Source organism: Chitinophaga sp. Ak27, assembly GCF_012726295.1.
In the GTDB taxonomy this organism is placed as follows: Bacteria; Bacteroidota; Bacteroidia; order Chitinophagales; family Chitinophagaceae; genus Chitinophaga.
Genome location: NZ_JABAOB010000006.1, coordinates 62,371 through 78,803 on the forward strand (window position 1 = coordinate 62,371; position 16,433 = coordinate 78,803).

A 16,433-nucleotide genomic window follows, 5' to 3' on the forward strand; every position below is an offset into this window, starting at 1 on the left:
TCTTATACATGGCCAGCATTTATTTATTACAACGCACCCAGGTAATTCCCGCTCCGCTCGAGGAGGTATGGAACTATTTTTCCAACCCGGCTAACCTGCAGCATATTACGCCTGCGGCGATGCGTTTTACGGTTACTTCCACCCCTTACACCGGCCAGGTGTATCCAGGGCAGGTGATTACCTATAAGATATCACCATTGGCGGGCATTCCGCTGGAGTGGATGACGGAAATTACGCATGTATCTTACCTTTCTTATTTCGTAGATGAACAAAGAGTAGGGCCCTATCATATCTGGCACCATGAGCACCACTTTGAGCAGGTACCCGGTGGCGTTAAGATGACCGACCTGGTGCATTACCGGCTGCCCCTGGGATGGCTTGGAAAGTTGGCGCATCGCCTGTTTGTAAAACAACAGCTGGTAGCGCTGTTTGAATACCGGTATAAAACCGTTGAAAAGATCTTTGGCCCACCGGTTTTATAAAGCAGGAGTGCGATGAACCGTTCTTTGACGGGATATCGGTATCAAAAAGGTAAAATTACCTACCGAATGTTTATGGGTGCCAGCCATCCATTCAGTGGAAGACCGCTGAGTGTATCGGATAGTCGTCCGTTTTATCACGATCCCCACGCCATAATCCACGCCCGCCACCAACATCCGCATATGTGTGCGCTGCTCGGCTTTTTGTGCGGCAAACTGGCTATCTGTACTACTGAAAAGCCCTCCCTGTAACAGGGCATTGTAAGCAACAAAGTTCAGCTGAGGCCTGGCCATTATATATAGCTGAAATTTACGACGGGTGGCTGTGGCGAGGTCCTGGTGGCCAAAGTAGGGGTTAATCAACCCATACCGTAAACACAGGGAAGCCGTTACGCTGTTTACCATCAATCCCAGCCTGGCGGTACCGCCACCGATCACTTCAAAACTCTTGAGCGGATTCCACAACATCGCTTCATAAGTGAAGTTGTAGTTGAATAATGGAGCATTGGGCAGCTGATTACTCCAGCCTTTGGGACGCTGATAACTGATAACATTGTGTACCAGCGTCTGTCCTTCTTTCGATAGTGCCCAGGGACCCATCACTCCAAATAGAAATTCGGTATGGAAGCTATGTTTCCGGTCCGGATTATAGGAAGTAAGCCCATGGCTTGCAAAGAGGCCTCCAGCATAATAGAAATCATCGGGTTGGTAAGTGGTAGCAGAAATGTCATTCGGTGTCATCGTTACCTGCGTCACCTGCCAGCTAAATACGTTAATGGCATTTGGACCGGCTTCCCGCAATATCCATTTATCAAGAAATACTGATGGTTTTTTTTTCATATAGCAGTAGCCGATAGCGAGCCCATTGCTATAGGCCCGGTCGGTGCCCCGCCCCCATAAATTAAAGTAATCATCATCCTCGTATATCCGTATCTGTTTGGTAGCATCCTGCATAACCTGTGCCTGTGCTGTTTCAGCTAAGACACAGAGCAGTAACCAAATGATACGGCATTTCATACAGTTGGCGTTAAGGTAACCTCCTGGAAAGAAGGCCTGTTATTGTTGTGTGGTAATTGTTTTAGTCAGGTTGTCGCCGGTAAACAGCTTAAAAGTGCTTTTCCCTGTTTTGGGAATGGCCCCCAGCCACAGGGGTACGATGGCAGCACTGTTTTTATCCGGGCTGGAGGTGGCAACAAAGTGCATTTCTGCATTGTTGGTCATATCGTCTGAGGTAGCCGACTCCAGCTGTATTTGGGTATCGTAGTAGGTTGCGGGCATAGTGGCGGCCACCACCACCTGGGTACCAAAATCAGGCTGGTCAATGGAGTTGTTCATGGTTTTGGCCACACCAAACAAGCTGTCAAAAGATGCCTGGTTATCAATTATCCAAAAAGTAAGACTATCCGTTACCTTGATCGTATTTTTCAGGAAGTAGCCGGAAAGTGGCTTTACTTCCAATTGACTGGAATTAATGGGCTGCACCGACAGGGTAGTGTCGGTATCATTTCCTGCATTTTTATTATTGCCGGCGCAGGAGATAATAGCCAATAAAGAGCCTGCCAATAGTGTAATTTTAATGTACATGGAGGATGATATTTATTACTTGTAATAACATTCATTACCGGGAATAGTTTTTCGGGAGATGGAGATTAACAGCCACCCTGCATGTTAAGAGACCGTTATCTTCGTATGTCCGTTATTGTTTAGTTGCTATCAGAATACCTTGAATATTTCGAATGCATCCTTCTGTAATTGTTCCCTATGATCGGGATGGGCAATATTGATCAGGGCGTGCGCACGTTGTTGAAGGTTTTTCCCCAGCAGGTGTGCGATACCATATTCTGTTACCACATAGTGTACATGTGCCCGGGTGGTTACCACGCTGGCGCCGGGTTGTAGCCGGGATACAATCCGGGACATACCGTTAGACGTAATGGATGGAATGGCGATAATGGGTTTCCCCCTTTCGGAGAGGGCTGCCCCCCGCATAAAGTCCATTTGTCCGCCCACACCGCTATATTGCCGGAACCCAATTGAATCGGCGCATACCTGCCCAAAAATATCTATTTCTATTGCACTGTTGATAGCAGTTACCCGGGGATTTTTCCGGATCGTAGCAGGATTATTCACGTATTCTACATCCATCAGCCGCATAATGAGATTGGTATCCATAAAATCGTACAAGCGTTGACTGCCGATGGCAAAGCTGGAAATGAGGAGCCCGGGATGTACAGATTTATATTTGCCGGTGATAACGCCTTTTTTCACCAGGTCTATTACGCCATCCGAAAACATTTCCGTATGCAGGCCCAGGTCCTTATGAGTAGAGAGACATTGCAATACTGCATTAGGGATACCGCCAATACCCATCTGTAAGGTGGCCCGGTCTTCTATCAGGGAAGCTACATGGTGGCCTATGGCTAATTCTGTATCGCTGGGTGGGTTTATCTGCTGGGCAAAAATAGGGTAATCTACCTCCACTGCCGCATCGATCCGGGAAATATGGATAACGCCGTCGCCCAGTACGCGGGGCATATGAGGATTCACCTCGGCAATGATGATCTTGGCCATATCAATAGCCGCCTTGGTGACATCGCAAGATACGCCGAGGGTGCAATAACCGTTTTTGTCGGGAGGGGATACAGCAATCATCGCCACATCGATGGGAAGTTCGTTGCTTCGGAAATACCGGGGTATTTCGCTGAGAAACATGGGAATATAATTGGCCCGTCCTTCATTAACGGCTTTGCGGATATTTTTACCTACAAAGAAGGTATCTACATAAAAAGCATGTACATGCTCAGGTTCAGCATAGGTAGCTTCCCATTCGGTATGAATGCTCACCAGGCGTACTTTCTGCAGTTCATGGCTGCGGGCGGTCATGGCTTTTACCAGTTCCCTTGGCGTAGCGGCAGCAGAGTGAAGGAATACGGTGTGCCCTGATTGTATAAGTGATACTGCGTTTGAGATAGTTGTGTAGGACATTATCTGTTAGTTTGCTGCAAAATTATCGTGCGGAAAAAAAAGTAAATATGAGTAAAGTCATATTGTAGTTTTGATTCTTGTCATTTGTTTGCATGTCAACAAATAACCAGGTAATTTGTTGGACCGGGCGCTTAAATAACGGATATGGGCATACTAAACTATCGTTGGGTAGACAGACACGATGCGGCGGCCATTACAGACGTTACTTTATTAAGTTACGGGCAGTTTGAAGCAGTGCTGGCGCCGGAGTATTGGGCTCAAATGAAGCATAGCCTGTCAGATGATGCCAAATTACAGGAGCTGATGCGCACTTCGGCCACCTTGGTATGCGAGGTCGATGACCAACTGGCAGGAGTATTGTTCCTTACACCTTCCGGATGCCCTGCCTATCCTTGTCCGGCAGAATGGGCCTATATCCGTCGTTTGGGAGTAGATTCCCGTTTCAGGGGATGTGGAATCGGACGCCGCTTAGTGGAAATGGCTATTCAACAGGCACGTATAAACGGGGAACAGCACCTGGGGTTACATACCAGTACTATTATGCCCGATGCCAGGCACCTGTATGAGCAGCTGGGCTTTAGGGTAGCACGGGAGCTGGAGCCTATTTTAGGCCAGCAATACTGGCTATATTATATGGGTCTCTCTTGAAACGTTATCCATTTTAGCTCAATCGGTGGATAAATATTGATCATATGTTATGACACTTAGATGGGATATTTGATCTATATTAGCGATCTAAAACCCGGTACACAACATCTTTGCGGCGAGGTTTGGCACATATAAGTGAGCAGCAGCTTATCGAACGCTTATTGGTAGAAGACCCAGCGGCGAGAGAATTATTGTATGACCGGTATGCAGGAGCGCTATACAATATGGTACTGCAATTGGTACCCGTTAAACACAGAGCAAACGAAGTCATTGTAAAAGTATTTAACTGGGCCTTTCATCACATTGGAACGTTTCATTCATCCGGCTACCAAACACTGTTTGCATGGCTGATGCGCAAAGCAAGAGAATTCGCCATTAAAGAAGTTGTACCGGAAACCGCGTTAACCGGCACAGAACTAATAAGACAGGAAGAAGGTATTTTGCAACGGTTTTACCTGGTGCTGCCAGCAGATCAGCAGCAAGTGTTCAGGCTTTCTTATTTTAAAGGATTATCAATCACAACGATAGCTCGTTTACTGGCTTTGCCGGACGAGCAAATAAATGACATCCTGGGAGATGCTATGAGATCTTTCAGACAATTCCTAAAAGATACTTGGAACTAAAATTCTACATAGAAAGCGGTATTATTGAGTCCTTCGTGTTGGGCCTTGCTTCTGAAGCAGAAGTGGAAGAGCTGCAACATATGAGAAGGCTTTATCCGGAACTCAATACGGAGGTGGAATTCGTTGAGCGCAGGCTGGAAAGGGCTGCATTTGATGAGCCCGTTTTGCCTCCTGTGGAAATCCGCGATCGTATATTGCAGAAAATCCGCTGGGACCACAATAATGGCGGCCACTTCGGAGACAACAACTCCAACTATACCTTTATCAATATCCAACCTAAAGACGGTGATCATATTACGGTGCATCGTTGGTGGAAAATCTTCTTTATCATCTTCTTTATTATGTCCAAGGTTTTCCTGTTCCTGGCCATTTTCTATTATCTCAAATACCGCCAGTCACAGGAACAACAGCACAGCAATTTACTGCATCCACGTTATCAACAGGAGCAAGTACAAAGCCGGGTGTTGTAATTTTTACCTCCGCGAATCGTTATTTAAAAAAAAATATAAATTTGGCAATCCACCCAGGGTGATTTACCGTATTTATAGATATGGTATTAATTAATCATATTTATGGTGGCTGATTTTTGTAAACTAAGGGTTTGAACATTAGCGACTATATCGAAAGTGGCATTATAGAGCGTTACGTGCTCGGCCTCACTTCACCAGACCAGGAAGAAGAGCTGTTACACCTGCGCCTTATTTATCCACTGCTGGATATCGAAATTACTGCGGCTGAACTAAGGATTGAAGATAAATTACAGGAAGAGGGACAAGTACCGCCTGATGAGCTGAGAACCCTGGTTTTACAACGTTTCCGAACCGACAAGAGAAAGGAAGAACAGGCCTGGCGGAACTATAACACCCATAGACCTACGAATCCCGGTAATACTTATGTACACCTCGAGCCTTTCTGGAACCGCCGAATTACTGTAAGTATCTGGTGGAGATGCGGGTTTATCGCCATGGCAGTACTTACTATGTCATTGGCCGCCAGCACCTGGTACTTTCACCAGCGCGCCCAGCAACTGGAAGAGGTATTAATAAAGCTCAAAGTGGCCGCCATCACTCACTCCACCGACATAACCCATTAATAACCTGGTTTCATTTGGTACGTTTATTGTAAATGCAGAACTTGCCGCCGTATTCGTGCTGTTATAAACCTTATTTGATAACTGCGTGTTGAATACTATGGCATTTAAACACACAAATTAATTTCCCATGAGAAAATTTTCATTTGCAGCATTACTGATGGCTATCGTGGCCGTTTTTGCATCTTCCTGTTCCCCTAAACAAGGCGTAACACAAGACATTACCAAAAGTTCCGTAAAGGGTAACTGGGTGCTGACCGATGTTAAATATGAAGGTATTCCGGATAACGCCAAGGTAACTGTATTCGATGAAGCCAGCGCAAAATGCTTTATCGGTAGTCAATGGACACTCCCTGATAACTGGGCAGGCGGTTCCTACGCACTTTCTTCCACAGAAAACGGTTGCAGCCCCGTTACACAGAAAATTGCCTGGACGCTCACCAAATCTAACGGCGTTACCTTGTTTGGCTTCAAAAAGCTCTACTCCGGCGATAAAGCTAAAAATGTAACAGAAGGATATCGCATGGAAGTAACCGGCGCAGGAAGCATTATGACCTGGAGAGCAAATGTGAATTTTGAAGGTAACAATGCCGCTATTATCTATACACTGCAAAGGAAGTAATATAAAATAAAAGCTAAAAGCAGAAAGCTAAAAGCAAAAAAGCTATGGAAGCGAATGCCGAATGCGATCTTTAATATCCGCACAGATCATTCACTCTCATAGCTTTTTTGCTTTTAGCTTTCTGCTTTTTAGCTTCCTCCATTGTGTGCTATTAATGTTATATTTAGAAAGGAACCATAAAGCGCCATATGATGAGCACGCAGCATTCTCAAATTCAGTTCCTGGCCCATGCCAGCTTCCGGATCAATACCCCCGAAGGTCGCGTTATCCTGGTAGATCCCTGGTATACCAACAATCCATTTTTACCAACAGATATCACTATCCCGGAACGGGTAGACCTGATCCTGATTACGCATGGCCACCGCGACCACCTGGACCGTAACATTATAGAGCTGATCCGTACCAAATCACCGAAAGTAATTGCCAATCCTATTGTTCGCTATTACCTGCAGGAACAGGGAGTACCTGAACATACTTTTGAACAAATGAATGCCGGCGGCACCATATCCGTTATGGATCTTAAAATTACCATGACGAATGCCTTTCATTTTGCCCAGGTGAACCTGCCAGATGGAAAAATCGGCTATCCACATACTACCAATGGATTTATTATCTGGATGAGTGACGATATTTCTGTGTATTACTCCGGCGATACCTCCGTGTTTGCCGATATGGAATTATTAGGAGAGATATATGAACCAGATATTGCTATTTTACCAATAGGCGACAGATATACCATGGGGCCGCTGGAAGCAGCGTTTGCAATTCGGCTGCTGAAAGTAAAACATGTTATTCCCTGTCACTATGGTACCATGTCTACCTTAACCGGTACGCCAGAGAAATTGAAAGCATTGACAGAAGACATTGAACGCCTGGTCATTCATGCACTCAAACCAGGAGAAACACTGGACACTTTTGTAGTGAAACCAGGAAACCATTAGCTATAGAAATGATTAAATAAGAATTATGTTACCCCTTGATACTGCACGCTTATTAATATATCCCTGCCGTTTGCCCTTGCTGACGCAGATCTATCTCCGGCATCCGGATGCCGGAGAGGTAATACAAGCAAACATTCCGGACGAATGGCCACAGCAAGATCTGAGGGAGCAATTGCCGCACTTTATTGAGCTGCTGCAACACGACCCGGCCTCTTATCCCTGGATGCTCTGGATTATTGTGTCCAAAGCCGATAAAATAGTGCTCGGAGATATTGGATTTAAAGGACGGCCAGATAAAAACGGAGTCGTGGAAATAGGATACGCCCTGTTACCTCCTCACCGGGGACAAGGTTATATGAAGGAAGCCGCTACTGCACTGGTAGCATGGGCATTCCAGCAACCCCATGTCAGGAAACTGATAGCAGAATGCGATATTACCAATACATCTTCCAGGAAAATATTACAACATCTGGGAATGAAAGAAACCATGACTTCTGGAGAAATGTTACACTGGCACCTGTTTAATAAATAGCGTAGGGGTATGTACGTTATTCCGTCATATTTTGCCGCGCAAACCGGATAAAAAGCTGGCAAAGTTTATCCTGTAAGCCCTGCAGGTACGTAAAATGGAGCTTTCTCACCAGCTTGAAGTTTTTTACCGGCAAAATGGTAAACTCTCCCAGTTCCAGCTCACGTTGCACCGCCTGCAGGGAAATAAAGGCGGCACAGGGTGAATGGTGAAGGTATGATTTGATGCTTTCCGTACTACCCATATACATGGCTACATTCAGATCGGTGATCTTTAACTTTAACCGTTTCAGCTCTTCGGTAATTACCTCCAGCGTACCGGAGCCATGTTCCCGCATCAGCAGGGGAATGGTTTTGAGGTCGGCAGCGGTAAGGGGTTCTCCATTGCCATAACGGTGCTTTACATTCCCTACCAGCACAATTTCATCTTTCGCAAACTCCACGTACTTCAATAATGGATTTTTGGAACTACCTTCTATGATACCCAGCTGTATCGTTTTTTCAAACAGCGCCTGCTCAATCTGCTCCGTATTACCGTTGGTTAATGATGTTTTTACATCCGGGTACCGTTGGTTGAACTTAGCCAGCAGCGGCGGTATGAGGTATTGGGCAATGGTGGTGCTGGCTCCTATGGGCAGCAAACCACCCTGCATATGTTTTAACTGATTAACGTCGTATTCCAGGTTCCGGTAGTCGGTAAAAATGATTTCTGCGTGATGCATGACCAGCATACCGGCGCGGGTTAATTTAATTTTGTTGCCTATCCTTTCAAAGAGAGCCATTCCCAGTTGTTGCTCCAGCTCATGAATATGCTTGGTCACAGCAGGTTGGGAAATATATAACTCCTCTGCAGCTTTGGTAAAGCTTAGGCGTTTGGCGACGGTATGAAATACCCTGAGTCTGAAATCGAACATGCAATAAAAGTACAAAATAACCTTACAACTCAGGCGGGGCAAAGCCAAAGTGTTTATAAATCTGTTGCCCTCGTGTTCCCATCAGGAAATCCATAAAATCTTTTGCGGCCTGCGGATGAGGGGCTGATTTAAGAATACCCGCCCAATAAGTAGCCCTGATATTTTCTTTTTCAGGGATCTTAACCAGGCTTATGGGATGCCCGATCATTTGCTGGTACCAGGCTTCGGTAAACCATACGGGGCCGGCATCTGCCTGTTTATACAGGATGCGCAGCGGGGTTTCCCGGTGATGAATTTTAGTCAGATAAGTACTGCCTTGGGCGGTCTTATCTTTCATGATAGCTTCCTTCAGGGAGGGGCCGCCGGCCTTCACATAGGCTTCTTCTATACGTTTGCCAATGCCTTCCCAGGCAGGGTTGGGCATGGCCACCTGTATATCCTTGCGGCCCAGGTCTTTCAACCCGTTAATCTTTTTTGGATTGCCCTTTTGTACCATAATGGCCAGCATGTTGTCAGCATAGTTCCTTACCAGGGAAAAGCTGTCTTTCAGCTGATCAATGCGACTTTTGCCAGCGGTATAAATATCTGGCCGTATGGCTATACGAAGATTTCCCATTACCAGGGAGCCGGTAAGGATTTGCTGCGCCAGTATACCTGGTGGCAGTGTTTCCGCAAATACCCGTTGGTACTGAGGATACGCCTGTTTGAAATCATGGATGAGCGAGTCTATCACCATAAACTGGTTACCGGCAAAGAAGATTACCAGCTGCGGGTCTATGATATCGCCATATAGATCGGGCGCATTATCGATGCCAGGTACGGTAAACGATACACCAGCAGCCAGTGGTGTATTCCAGGGTGGGTCGAACCGGTGATCCTGGGCATATATTTCCCCGGCCAATAATACCATTACTATCAGCCATGTTGCAAAGTACTTCATGTATTTTCGTTTATGGGTGTACGTAATGCCAGCCTTCAGACTGTTTGATAATTAATTCACCATTACCGCTGGGCGTATATTGAACAAAAGGAAAAAGTTCGTCTTTGGTGATATTCCTTTCCCGCATGGTGTTTTCGCATTCTACCAAGATAACACCTTTATTCAGCAGGTCTTGCAACAGCGATTCATAAGGCTTATCTTTTTTATAGGCAGTAACGCCGCCGCCGTGGGCTACCAGTTCTATGGTTACTTTGTTCTGCAACCGGGGATCTTCCAAGGCATTTTTTATGTTACGTAACGTATTGCGAATTACTTTGTCATCGTCACTGTTGAGCTGATAAACAGCTTTGTACTTCGATCTGTGCTGGCTCATGGCATACTGTGTACCCAGCAGGCTAAAAACACAAAGGAGAAAAATTAGCTTCTTCATAAGGCGTTTAAATGTTTACGATTAATGTTGCATGGAAGTATAAGGCCCGTATTTATGCTGTGTTTCGGAGTATGCATCTGCATACGGACCAAATGGAAAATCAATAGGTTTTTGTTTTATGTCCTTCCAATCGGCCGACTGATCTTTATGCGGCCTTGGTTGTGAGTTAATAAATGCGGCTACATCCCAGGCTTCTTCATCGGTAAGCCGGGTGCTGTTGTAATCTACGCCAAAAGGCATATTGTATTTTACATAACCTGCAAAGGTGCTCAGGCGATATAGGCCGGCGCCATCATTGTAGCTGTGAGGGCCCCATAGCGGCGGATATACGTAGGTGACACTATCGGGATTCTTTACGCCTTCTCCCTGGTTGCCATGGCAGGTTTTGCATTGCTGCGTATATACTTTAGCGCCTTTTTCCGGGTTGGCTGCGCGCGACAGCAACGCCAGTTTGGGAATGCCGCTACCGGTTGGTTTTTCACCGGGGGATACTCCGGTGCCCAGCCATTCGATATAGGCCCTGATGGCGCCTATTTCCCGTGAATTGGTATCTGGTGCAGTACCGTTTAAGCTGCGTTCAAAACAGTCGCTGATACGCTTGTTCAGCGTTTCTACACTGTTGGACCTAGCCCTGAATTTAGGGTAGGAGCGGGCGGTGGTGCTGTAGTTATTACCAAATGGTTTGGTGCCGGCCTGCAGGTGGCAGTTCTGACAATTCATACCATTGGTGAGCGGGCGTATACTCCCGTTAGGGCCAAAGAAAGTGGCTGTTTCGCGAATCAGTGCCTGCCCATAAAGCACGGTGATACCGGCTTCGCCGTTGGGCAGGGTGTTGGCGGCGGGCGGTTGCCAGGGTGTAGCCGCCGGCTCTGGTACGCCGGCCGCCGGGCCCAAATGCATAAGTGGACGAACGGATAACAAATAGGTTTCTATACCTACCAATAATGCTAAAATAAGCAGGCATATCAGGGCTCCGGATAAGACCCGCTTATAACGTTGAACTTTTCTGGCTTCCATTTGAAATTACAGGTTGGTGGAATGATGCTACAAAGGTAGCCGTCCCCCAAAGCGATGTCAAATAACTAATAACTATTACTGATAACATTTAGTTATAGACACCAGGTAATAAAAACGTGAAGCGATAAAAATAAGTAAAAATATTTTTAAAAGAAAACCCCGTACAGCAACAACTGTACGGGGCTCTGGAAATTAAATATTTAGCGTTAGTCAGACGACCAGGTTATGCTTTTTTCTTGCCTGCGTTCTTGTTGTTTGATTTGTAACGCATGTCAGGAGTACCGTCTTTTTTAGTTGGACCTGCTGGAGCGGCAGCAGCTTTGTTGGCTTTAAAGCGCTTATCAGGAGTACCATCTTTCTTGGTAGGACCAGCAGGAACAGCGGGAGTTGCCGGAGTAGCAGCAGTGGCCTTCTTCTCTACTTTTTCAGCTTTCTTTTCAACCTTCTCAGTTTTAGCCTTGGTTGCCTTTACTTCTTTTTTTGCTGCAGTTGCAGGTGCCTGTGCCATTACGGTGAAACCCATAAACATGGCCAGTAATCCGGTGAGGAGCTTTTTCATGATCAAATATGTTTTATGAAAATTTAAGCTTTTTTCTCCATTGCTGTATCCGCCAGGCTTTATTTTTAAGCAATATTTAATAATTAATTTTTATCTACCCACATGCCGTTTTCGCGGATCAGGTTAATAAGTTCATTCACTGCTACCTCGCTGTTAAGGCCTCTTTTCACGATTTCTTTCCCTCTGTACAGGGTAATTTTACCTACACCGCTTCCCACGTATCCAAAATCGGCATCGGCCATTTCGCCTGGTCCATTTACAATACAACCCATGATGGCAATTTTAACGCCTTTCAGGTGATGGGTTACCGCCCGTATTCTGGCAGTGGTTTCCTGTAAGTCAAATAAGGTGCGGCCGCAGGAAGGGCAGGAAATATATTCTGTTTTGGAAATACGGGTACGGGTAGCCTGCAAGATACCAAAGGCAATATTGTTGAGCGTAGCATTTTCGCCGGCAACAGGCGCCTGGTTGGTCAGCCATATGCCATCGCCGAAGCCATCCAGCAGGAGAGCGCCAGCTTCGGTAGCATGGTGGATGAGGTGTTCATCGGCCGTCGGCTGTTGACTGATACTTTGTATGATTACCGGTACTTTGATATTGTCGGTGAGCAGGGAAATAAATAAACGCCTAATGGCAGCCATCGCATTGCTGCCGGTGGCAGTGGCCACCAGTACGGTATTGGCGGCAACGGCTGGTTGTTGCAATTGGTGGAGTAGCTCCTGCTGGTAAGCGTCACTGTTGTTACAGTTGTATTGTACAAAGTTCACCGGCGCGGTTTGGCCATTGGCCAGGGCTAGTACGTATTGTGCGGCGGTAAAGTAAGGCACTATCTCAGTGGAAGAAGCTGTGCGCTGCCAGTGGTCGGCATCTACTACCACGCGAAGGGTGCCCGGTAAGCCGAAGCCAGGAACTTGTTTGCCGGTATACAGGTAGTCTGCGGCTGCATCTCCGATGTTCCATTTATCGCTGGGGACATCGTAAACGTAGCCGATAGCTTGCAGGTGTTCGGGTTCAAGTGCGGCCTGCTGGCTGTAATCAGCCACTACCACCGGTACTTGTTTTTCGCCGGTATTTTCTACGGCCACACTTTCCCGGCGTTGGTATTCAAACGGGGAATAGGGCACCTGTGTAACCGGTTGGAGCGCAATAGTGTCCTGGCGGTTGGCATAGCGTTTCACGATATCCTTACATACCGGGAGTTCAAATTCAGGATCTTCTGTGAGAGATACGCGGATAGTATCGCCAACACCATCTTCGAGCAGGGTACCGATGCCGATAGCCGATTTAATACGGCCATCTTCACCATCGCCGGCTTCTGTAACGCCCAGGTGCAGCGGGTAGCAATGTCCCAGCTCCTGTTGCATGGTTTGTACCAGCAGGCGGTACGCCTGTACCATTACCTGCGGATTGCTGGCTTTCATGCTCAACACTATGTTGCGGTAGTGCAGATCTTCCGCGATACGTAAGAACTCCATGGCGCTTTCCACCATACCCATGGGGGTATCGCCATAGCGGCTCATGATGCGATCGCTAAGGGAACCATGGTTGGTGCCTATGCGCATAGCGGTACCGTATTCTTTACAGATCTTTACCAGCGGGGAAAAACGCTCCCGGATACGGTCTATCTCTTCCTGGTATTCGCTGTCGGTATAATCAATCTGTTCAAATTTCTTTTTATCTACATAATTCCCGGGGTTTACACGCACTTTTTCCACGATACGGGCAGCAATTTCCGCGGCATTGGGAGTAAAGTGAATATCGGCTACCAGGGGAGTTGTATATCCTTGTTTACGAAGTTCGTTCTTGATAACCAATAAGTTATCCGCTTCTTTCTTACTGGGAGCGGTAATTCTTACCAGCTCAGCCCCTGCTTCAATACAGCGGATGGTTTGGGCTACAGTGGCCGCAGTATCCATGGTATCGGTGGTGGTCATCGTTTGAATGCGCACCGGGTTAAAGTTACCAATGATCAGATCTCCCACCTTTACTTCCAGGGTGGCCAGTCGCTTATATTCTGTTAAAGAGTTGCAATAGAGTTGCATACATTTTTGTTTTCCTGCGGAGCAAAGTTAGTAAACATGTAGGGTAAAAATTTGCTAAAATGGCGCTCCGAAAGCCGGCAATTACCGCTACGGCTTAAAGCTACATTAAATTCCACGAACGGCAGAAGCAGGGGACAGGAAATAGGGGATAAAGGCGTAATTTCGGACTTCCATATGTTAGTGAATAAAAGCATAGATATTCCTTATCAGCAACTACCTTTCAAAGGGCAGTTCAATGTAGCACCATTGGGTATATTCCGCAATGAGCTCACCGACCAGCCCCATCGCCATGATCATTTCCAGATTATCTGGATAACCAGGGGCAAAGGCAGGCATATGGTGGATTTTGTTTGGTATGAAGTAGAGGACAATATGATTTTTCTGCTCCGTCCGGGACAGGTACATCAGCTGGACTGCGAACGGGAAGGCCATTTCCTGTACTTCACCGAGCAGTTTTATTTTACCAATAAGCATGATAAGGAAACGCTCTACGATTTTACCAACTTGTTCGACAACTGGCATGGATATGCTCCTATTACCATCAGTAATCATACCTCAACATCATTGCACGGCCTGATCTCGCTCATGGCGCAGGAGAAAACTACCGCGCCTCATTGTAGCCAGGGGATTGTAAAGCATTACCTCAACGCCTTTCTGTTGCTTATTGAACGGGAGAAAAAGCGCAATGCGGCAGAAACGATGATGCCTTTTACCCACGACGCCCGCGTAGTGCAATTACGCCGCTTGCTCGAACAACATTACAGAACGGAGCACCAGGTGGCTTTTTACGCCAACGCCTTTGCACTCACGCCTAAAAGACTAAACGAAATCACTAAAGAAACGGCGGGCCGCACCGTTACCGAACTACTTCACGATCGTATTGTACTCGAATCCAAACGTAATCTGGCCTTTAGTCATAAAAGTGTCAAGGAGATCTGCTATGAGCTTGGATTTGAGGACCCTGCTTACTTTAGCCGTTTTTTTAAAAATAATACAGGGATCTCTCCACAGGATTTCCGGGACATGATGTTCAAATAGTCCAAGTCAATGGATAAATAGTCCTAACACCCTCCTTTTACCCCGGGGTATATTTGCGTACTTATTTGCCAACCCTTATCAACGGCAATTTTTAGACGCTATAGATTAATATATGAACATCTGGAAACCGCTTTTCCTGCTGGCATTGTCGGCAGGTTGCAGTACAGCGGCTGTGATGGGTCAAACCCGCCCGCTAACCCTGCAGGAAGCATTACAAACAGGCCTGAAAAATTATCAGTCCATTAAGGCTAAAGAAAACTATGCTAAAGCAGCTACAGAAAACATCAGCGCAGTTAAAAGGGAATATCTACCTGATCTGAATCTCGCCGCACAGAATAGTTATGGTACCGTAAATGGAGAAAATGGCCCCACCTGGGGATATAAAGGCTGGACTACCGGCGCTTCCGGCCCGGCTATGCCGTCACAAAACTGGAATGCCGCCTTCGGCGGGCTATACCTGGCCAATATCAGCTGGGATGTGATTACATTCGGACGTCAACATGCCAAAGTATTGGCCGCTAAAGAACAACTGAACACCAGCCAGGCCGACCTGGAACAGGAAAAATTTGAACAACAGGTACGTATCGCCGGCGCCTATCTCAACCTGCTGGCTGCACAGCGGCTCAGAGGGTCTATGGAGTCTAACCTCAAAAGGGCGGAAGACCTTCGGCGCCTGATCGTTTCTAGGGCTTTGAATGGTCTCACTGCCGGAGTAGACAGCTCTATCGCCAATGCAGAAGTATCCAAAGCACAGCTAACGCTTATAGATGCCGTGAACTATGAAAATGCGCAACGCAATAAGCTTGCGGAAATGATGGATATACCCGACCAGGATTTTACACTGGATACTACTTTCGTGATCAAAATACCTAATCAGCTGCTGGAAACTGTATCAGCGGAGGATACTGTGTCGCTAAAGGCACAACCCCTGCTCCGTTTATTTGGCTCCAGGATATCATTGAGCGAAGCCAATCAGCAGCTGCTTAGCAAAAATGCCATGCCCCGCCTGTCATTTATGGGCGTCATGCAAACCCGTGGCTCTGGCTTTGATTACGACTACGGGGTTGCTAACCCTTCGCATTTCAGCCAGGGGTATTGGTCAGGCATAAAGCCACAGGTAGCCAACTATCTGGTTGGGCTGAATCTTTCCTGGACAGTGACCGACCTGTGGCGCACCCATGCACAGGTAGCCCGTCAGCATTACACAACAGAAGGACTTAAGAACGAATACAACCAAACATATAATCGCCTGCAACACCAGCTGCAATTGTCGGAACAACAAATAGAAAATGCAGTGAAGAAATACCGGGAAGCCCCCGTTGGTCTGAAAGCCGCTAGTGACGCTTTCCTACAGAAAAGTACGCTGTATGAAAACGGGTTATCCAATATCGCAGACCTGGCCCAGGCCCTTTATAATATTAATCGTGCAGAAACAGACCGTGATATTGCCTACAACGGCGTATGGCAGGCCATCCTGTATAAGTCTGCTACCGTAGGAGATTTGCAGTTGTTTCTGAACCAGCTTTGAGTGGGAGTGAAAGTGAGCGTTAAACAGCCAATCATCATTTTTTGAACGA

General features: G+C 46.7%; 19 protein-coding genes. 10 read left to right on the top strand and 9 right to left on the bottom strand.

Features of this window, described 5'->3' with window-relative positions; translation table 11 throughout:
* The first annotated feature begins 8 nt into the window (after positions 1–8).
* Positions 9–482, top strand: a complete 474-nt coding sequence (locus HGH90_RS19920; RefSeq protein ID WP_168765099.1) for an SRPBCC family protein — start codon at positions 9–11, stop codon at positions 480–482.
* Here the strand turns inward: HGH90_RS19920 and HGH90_RS19925 are convergent.
* From HGH90_RS19925 to HGH90_RS19935, 3 genes are all read right to left on the bottom strand, one after another.
* On the bottom strand, positions 477–1,496 hold the full coding sequence (locus HGH90_RS19925; RefSeq protein ID WP_169191765.1) for a lipid A deacylase LpxR family protein: 1,020 nt from the start codon (positions 1,494–1,496) through the stop codon (positions 477–479). The two genes, HGH90_RS19920 and HGH90_RS19925, sit on opposite strands and share 6 nt — an antisense overlap.
* 39 nt (positions 1,497–1,535) lie before the next feature.
* Entirely contained in the window at positions 1,536–2,063 is a 528-nt protein-coding gene (locus tag HGH90_RS19930; protein ID WP_168765101.1) for a hypothetical protein, read from the bottom strand.
* Between the two features lie 129 nt (positions 2,064–2,192).
* A complete protein-coding gene (locus HGH90_RS19935; protein ID WP_169191766.1) occupies positions 2,193–3,464 on the bottom strand; it encodes an acetyl-CoA hydrolase/transferase family protein in 1,272 nt (423 codons plus the stop codon).
* 144 nt (positions 3,465–3,608) lie between these two features.
* Here HGH90_RS19935 and HGH90_RS19940 point away from each other — a divergent pair, with 144 nt between their 5' ends.
* From HGH90_RS19940 to HGH90_RS19970, 7 genes are all read left to right on the top strand, one after another.
* Positions 3,609–4,112, top strand: coding sequence for a GNAT family N-acetyltransferase (locus HGH90_RS19940; protein ID WP_169191767.1), 504 nt, complete (start codon positions 3,609–3,611; stop codon positions 4,110–4,112).
* A 122-nt stretch (positions 4,113–4,234) separates the two neighbouring features.
* The gene (locus tag HGH90_RS19945; protein WP_168765104.1) at positions 4,235–4,735 is read left to right on the top strand and encodes an RNA polymerase sigma factor; all 501 of its coding nucleotides are present in this window, start codon (positions 4,235–4,237) and stop codon (positions 4,733–4,735) included.
* On the top strand, positions 4,726–5,205 hold the full coding sequence (locus HGH90_RS19950; RefSeq protein ID WP_168765105.1) for a hypothetical protein: 480 nt from the start codon (positions 4,726–4,728) through the stop codon (positions 5,203–5,205). Before HGH90_RS19945 ends, HGH90_RS19950 begins: the two co-directional genes overlap by 10 nt.
* A gap of 131 nt (positions 5,206–5,336) precedes the next feature.
* On the top strand, positions 5,337–5,828 hold the full coding sequence (locus HGH90_RS19955; RefSeq protein ID WP_168765106.1) for a hypothetical protein: 492 nt from the start codon (positions 5,337–5,339) through the stop codon (positions 5,826–5,828).
* Positions 5,829–5,955: 127 nt separating this feature from the next.
* Entirely contained in the window at positions 5,956–6,447 is a 492-nt protein-coding gene (locus HGH90_RS19960; RefSeq protein WP_168765107.1) for a lipocalin family protein, read from the top strand.
* A 188-nt stretch (positions 6,448–6,635) separates the two neighbouring features.
* Positions 6,636–7,388: a metal-dependent hydrolase gene (locus tag HGH90_RS19965; protein WP_169191768.1), complete on the top strand. Its 753-nt coding sequence runs from the start codon at positions 6,636–6,638 to the stop codon at positions 7,386–7,388.
* Between the two features lie 25 nt (positions 7,389–7,413).
* Positions 7,414–7,920 (top strand): GNAT family N-acetyltransferase, encoded by a 507-nt coding sequence (locus HGH90_RS19970; RefSeq protein WP_168765109.1) that lies wholly within the window; start codon positions 7,414–7,416, stop codon positions 7,918–7,920.
* A gap of 16 nt (positions 7,921–7,936) precedes the next feature.
* On the opposite strand, the gene HGH90_RS19975 is transcribed toward HGH90_RS19970, so the two are convergent.
* From HGH90_RS19975 to ispG, 6 genes are all read right to left on the bottom strand, one after another.
* On the bottom strand, positions 7,937–8,830 hold the full coding sequence (locus HGH90_RS19975; RefSeq protein WP_168765110.1) for a LysR family transcriptional regulator: 894 nt from the start codon (positions 8,828–8,830) through the stop codon (positions 7,937–7,939).
* Between the two features lie 22 nt (positions 8,831–8,852).
* Positions 8,853–9,770, bottom strand: a complete 918-nt coding sequence (locus HGH90_RS19980) for a molybdate ABC transporter substrate-binding protein (protein ID WP_168765111.1) — start codon at positions 9,768–9,770, stop codon at positions 8,853–8,855.
* Between the two features lie 10 nt (positions 9,771–9,780).
* The gene (locus HGH90_RS19985) at positions 9,781–10,200 is read right to left on the bottom strand and encodes a DsrE family protein (protein WP_168765112.1); all 420 of its coding nucleotides are present in this window, start codon (positions 10,198–10,200) and stop codon (positions 9,781–9,783) included.
* Between the two features lie 21 nt (positions 10,201–10,221).
* The gene (locus HGH90_RS19990) at positions 10,222–11,217 is read right to left on the bottom strand and encodes a c-type cytochrome (protein ID WP_168765113.1); all 996 of its coding nucleotides are present in this window, start codon (positions 11,215–11,217) and stop codon (positions 10,222–10,224) included.
* Positions 11,218–11,440: 223 nt separating this feature from the next.
* Positions 11,441–11,776 carry a hypothetical protein gene (locus HGH90_RS19995; protein WP_168765114.1) on the bottom strand — a complete coding sequence of 112 codons (336 nt, stop codon included), beginning with the start codon at positions 11,774–11,776 and terminating at the stop codon, positions 11,441–11,443.
* Between the two features lie 83 nt (positions 11,777–11,859).
* Entirely contained in the window at positions 11,860–13,818 is a 1,959-nt protein-coding gene (ispG, locus tag HGH90_RS20000; RefSeq protein WP_168765115.1) for a (E)-4-hydroxy-3-methylbut-2-enyl-diphosphate synthase, read from the bottom strand.
* Positions 13,819–13,992: 174 nt separating this feature from the next.
* Between ispG and HGH90_RS20005 the strand changes: the two genes are divergently transcribed.
* Together HGH90_RS20005 and HGH90_RS20010 are read left to right on the top strand one after the other, a co-directional pair.
* Positions 13,993–14,856 carry a helix-turn-helix domain-containing protein gene (locus HGH90_RS20005; RefSeq protein WP_168765116.1) on the top strand — a complete coding sequence of 288 codons (864 nt, stop codon included), beginning with the start codon at positions 13,993–13,995 and terminating at the stop codon, positions 14,854–14,856.
* Between the two features lie 112 nt (positions 14,857–14,968).
* Positions 14,969–16,384 (top strand): TolC family protein, encoded by a 1,416-nt coding sequence (locus HGH90_RS20010; RefSeq protein WP_169191769.1) that lies wholly within the window; start codon positions 14,969–14,971, stop codon positions 16,382–16,384.
* Positions 16,385–16,433: the final 49 nt, after the last annotated feature.

Coding starts and splice junctions, on each gene's coding strand:
- HGH90_RS19970 (WP_168765109.1), top strand. CDS start 7,414: ATGTTACCCCTTGATACTGCACGCTTATTAATATATCCCTGCCGTTTG.
- HGH90_RS20010 (WP_169191769.1), top strand. CDS start 14,969: ATGAACATCTGGAAACCGCTTTTCCTGCTGGCATTGTCGGCAGGTTGC.
- HGH90_RS19980 (WP_168765111.1), bottom strand. CDS start 9,770: ATGAAGTACTTTGCAACATGGCTGATAGTAATGGTATTATTGGCCGGG.
- HGH90_RS19985 (WP_168765112.1), bottom strand. CDS start 10,200: ATGAAGAAGCTAATTTTTCTCCTTTGTGTTTTTAGCCTGCTGGGTACA.
- HGH90_RS19990 (WP_168765113.1), bottom strand. CDS start 11,217: ATGGAAGCCAGAAAAGTTCAACGTTATAAGCGGGTCTTATCCGGAGCC.
- HGH90_RS19960 (WP_168765107.1), top strand. CDS start 5,956: ATGAGAAAATTTTCATTTGCAGCATTACTGATGGCTATCGTGGCCGTT.
- ispG (WP_168765115.1), bottom strand. CDS start 13,818: ATGCAACTCTATTGCAACTCTTTAACAGAATATAAGCGACTGGCCACC.
- HGH90_RS19995 (WP_168765114.1), bottom strand. CDS start 11,776: ATGAAAAAGCTCCTCACCGGATTACTGGCCATGTTTATGGGTTTCACC.
- HGH90_RS19975 (WP_168765110.1), bottom strand. CDS start 8,830: ATGTTCGATTTCAGACTCAGGGTATTTCATACCGTCGCCAAACGCCTA.
- HGH90_RS19940 (WP_169191767.1), top strand. CDS start 3,609: ATGGGCATACTAAACTATCGTTGGGTAGACAGACACGATGCGGCGGCC.
- HGH90_RS19925 (WP_169191765.1), bottom strand. CDS start 1,496: ATGAAATGCCGTATCATTTGGTTACTGCTCTGTGTCTTAGCTGAAACA.
- HGH90_RS20005 (WP_168765116.1), top strand. CDS start 13,993: ATGTTAGTGAATAAAAGCATAGATATTCCTTATCAGCAACTACCTTTC.
- HGH90_RS19920 (WP_168765099.1), top strand. CDS start 9: ATGGCCAGCATTTATTTATTACAACGCACCCAGGTAATTCCCGCTCCG.
- HGH90_RS19935 (WP_169191766.1), bottom strand. CDS start 3,464: ATGTCCTACACAACTATCTCAAACGCAGTATCACTTATACAATCAGGG.
- HGH90_RS19930 (WP_168765101.1), bottom strand. CDS start 2,063: ATGTACATTAAAATTACACTATTGGCAGGCTCTTTATTGGCTATTATC.
- HGH90_RS19965 (WP_169191768.1), top strand. CDS start 6,636: ATGATGAGCACGCAGCATTCTCAAATTCAGTTCCTGGCCCATGCCAGC.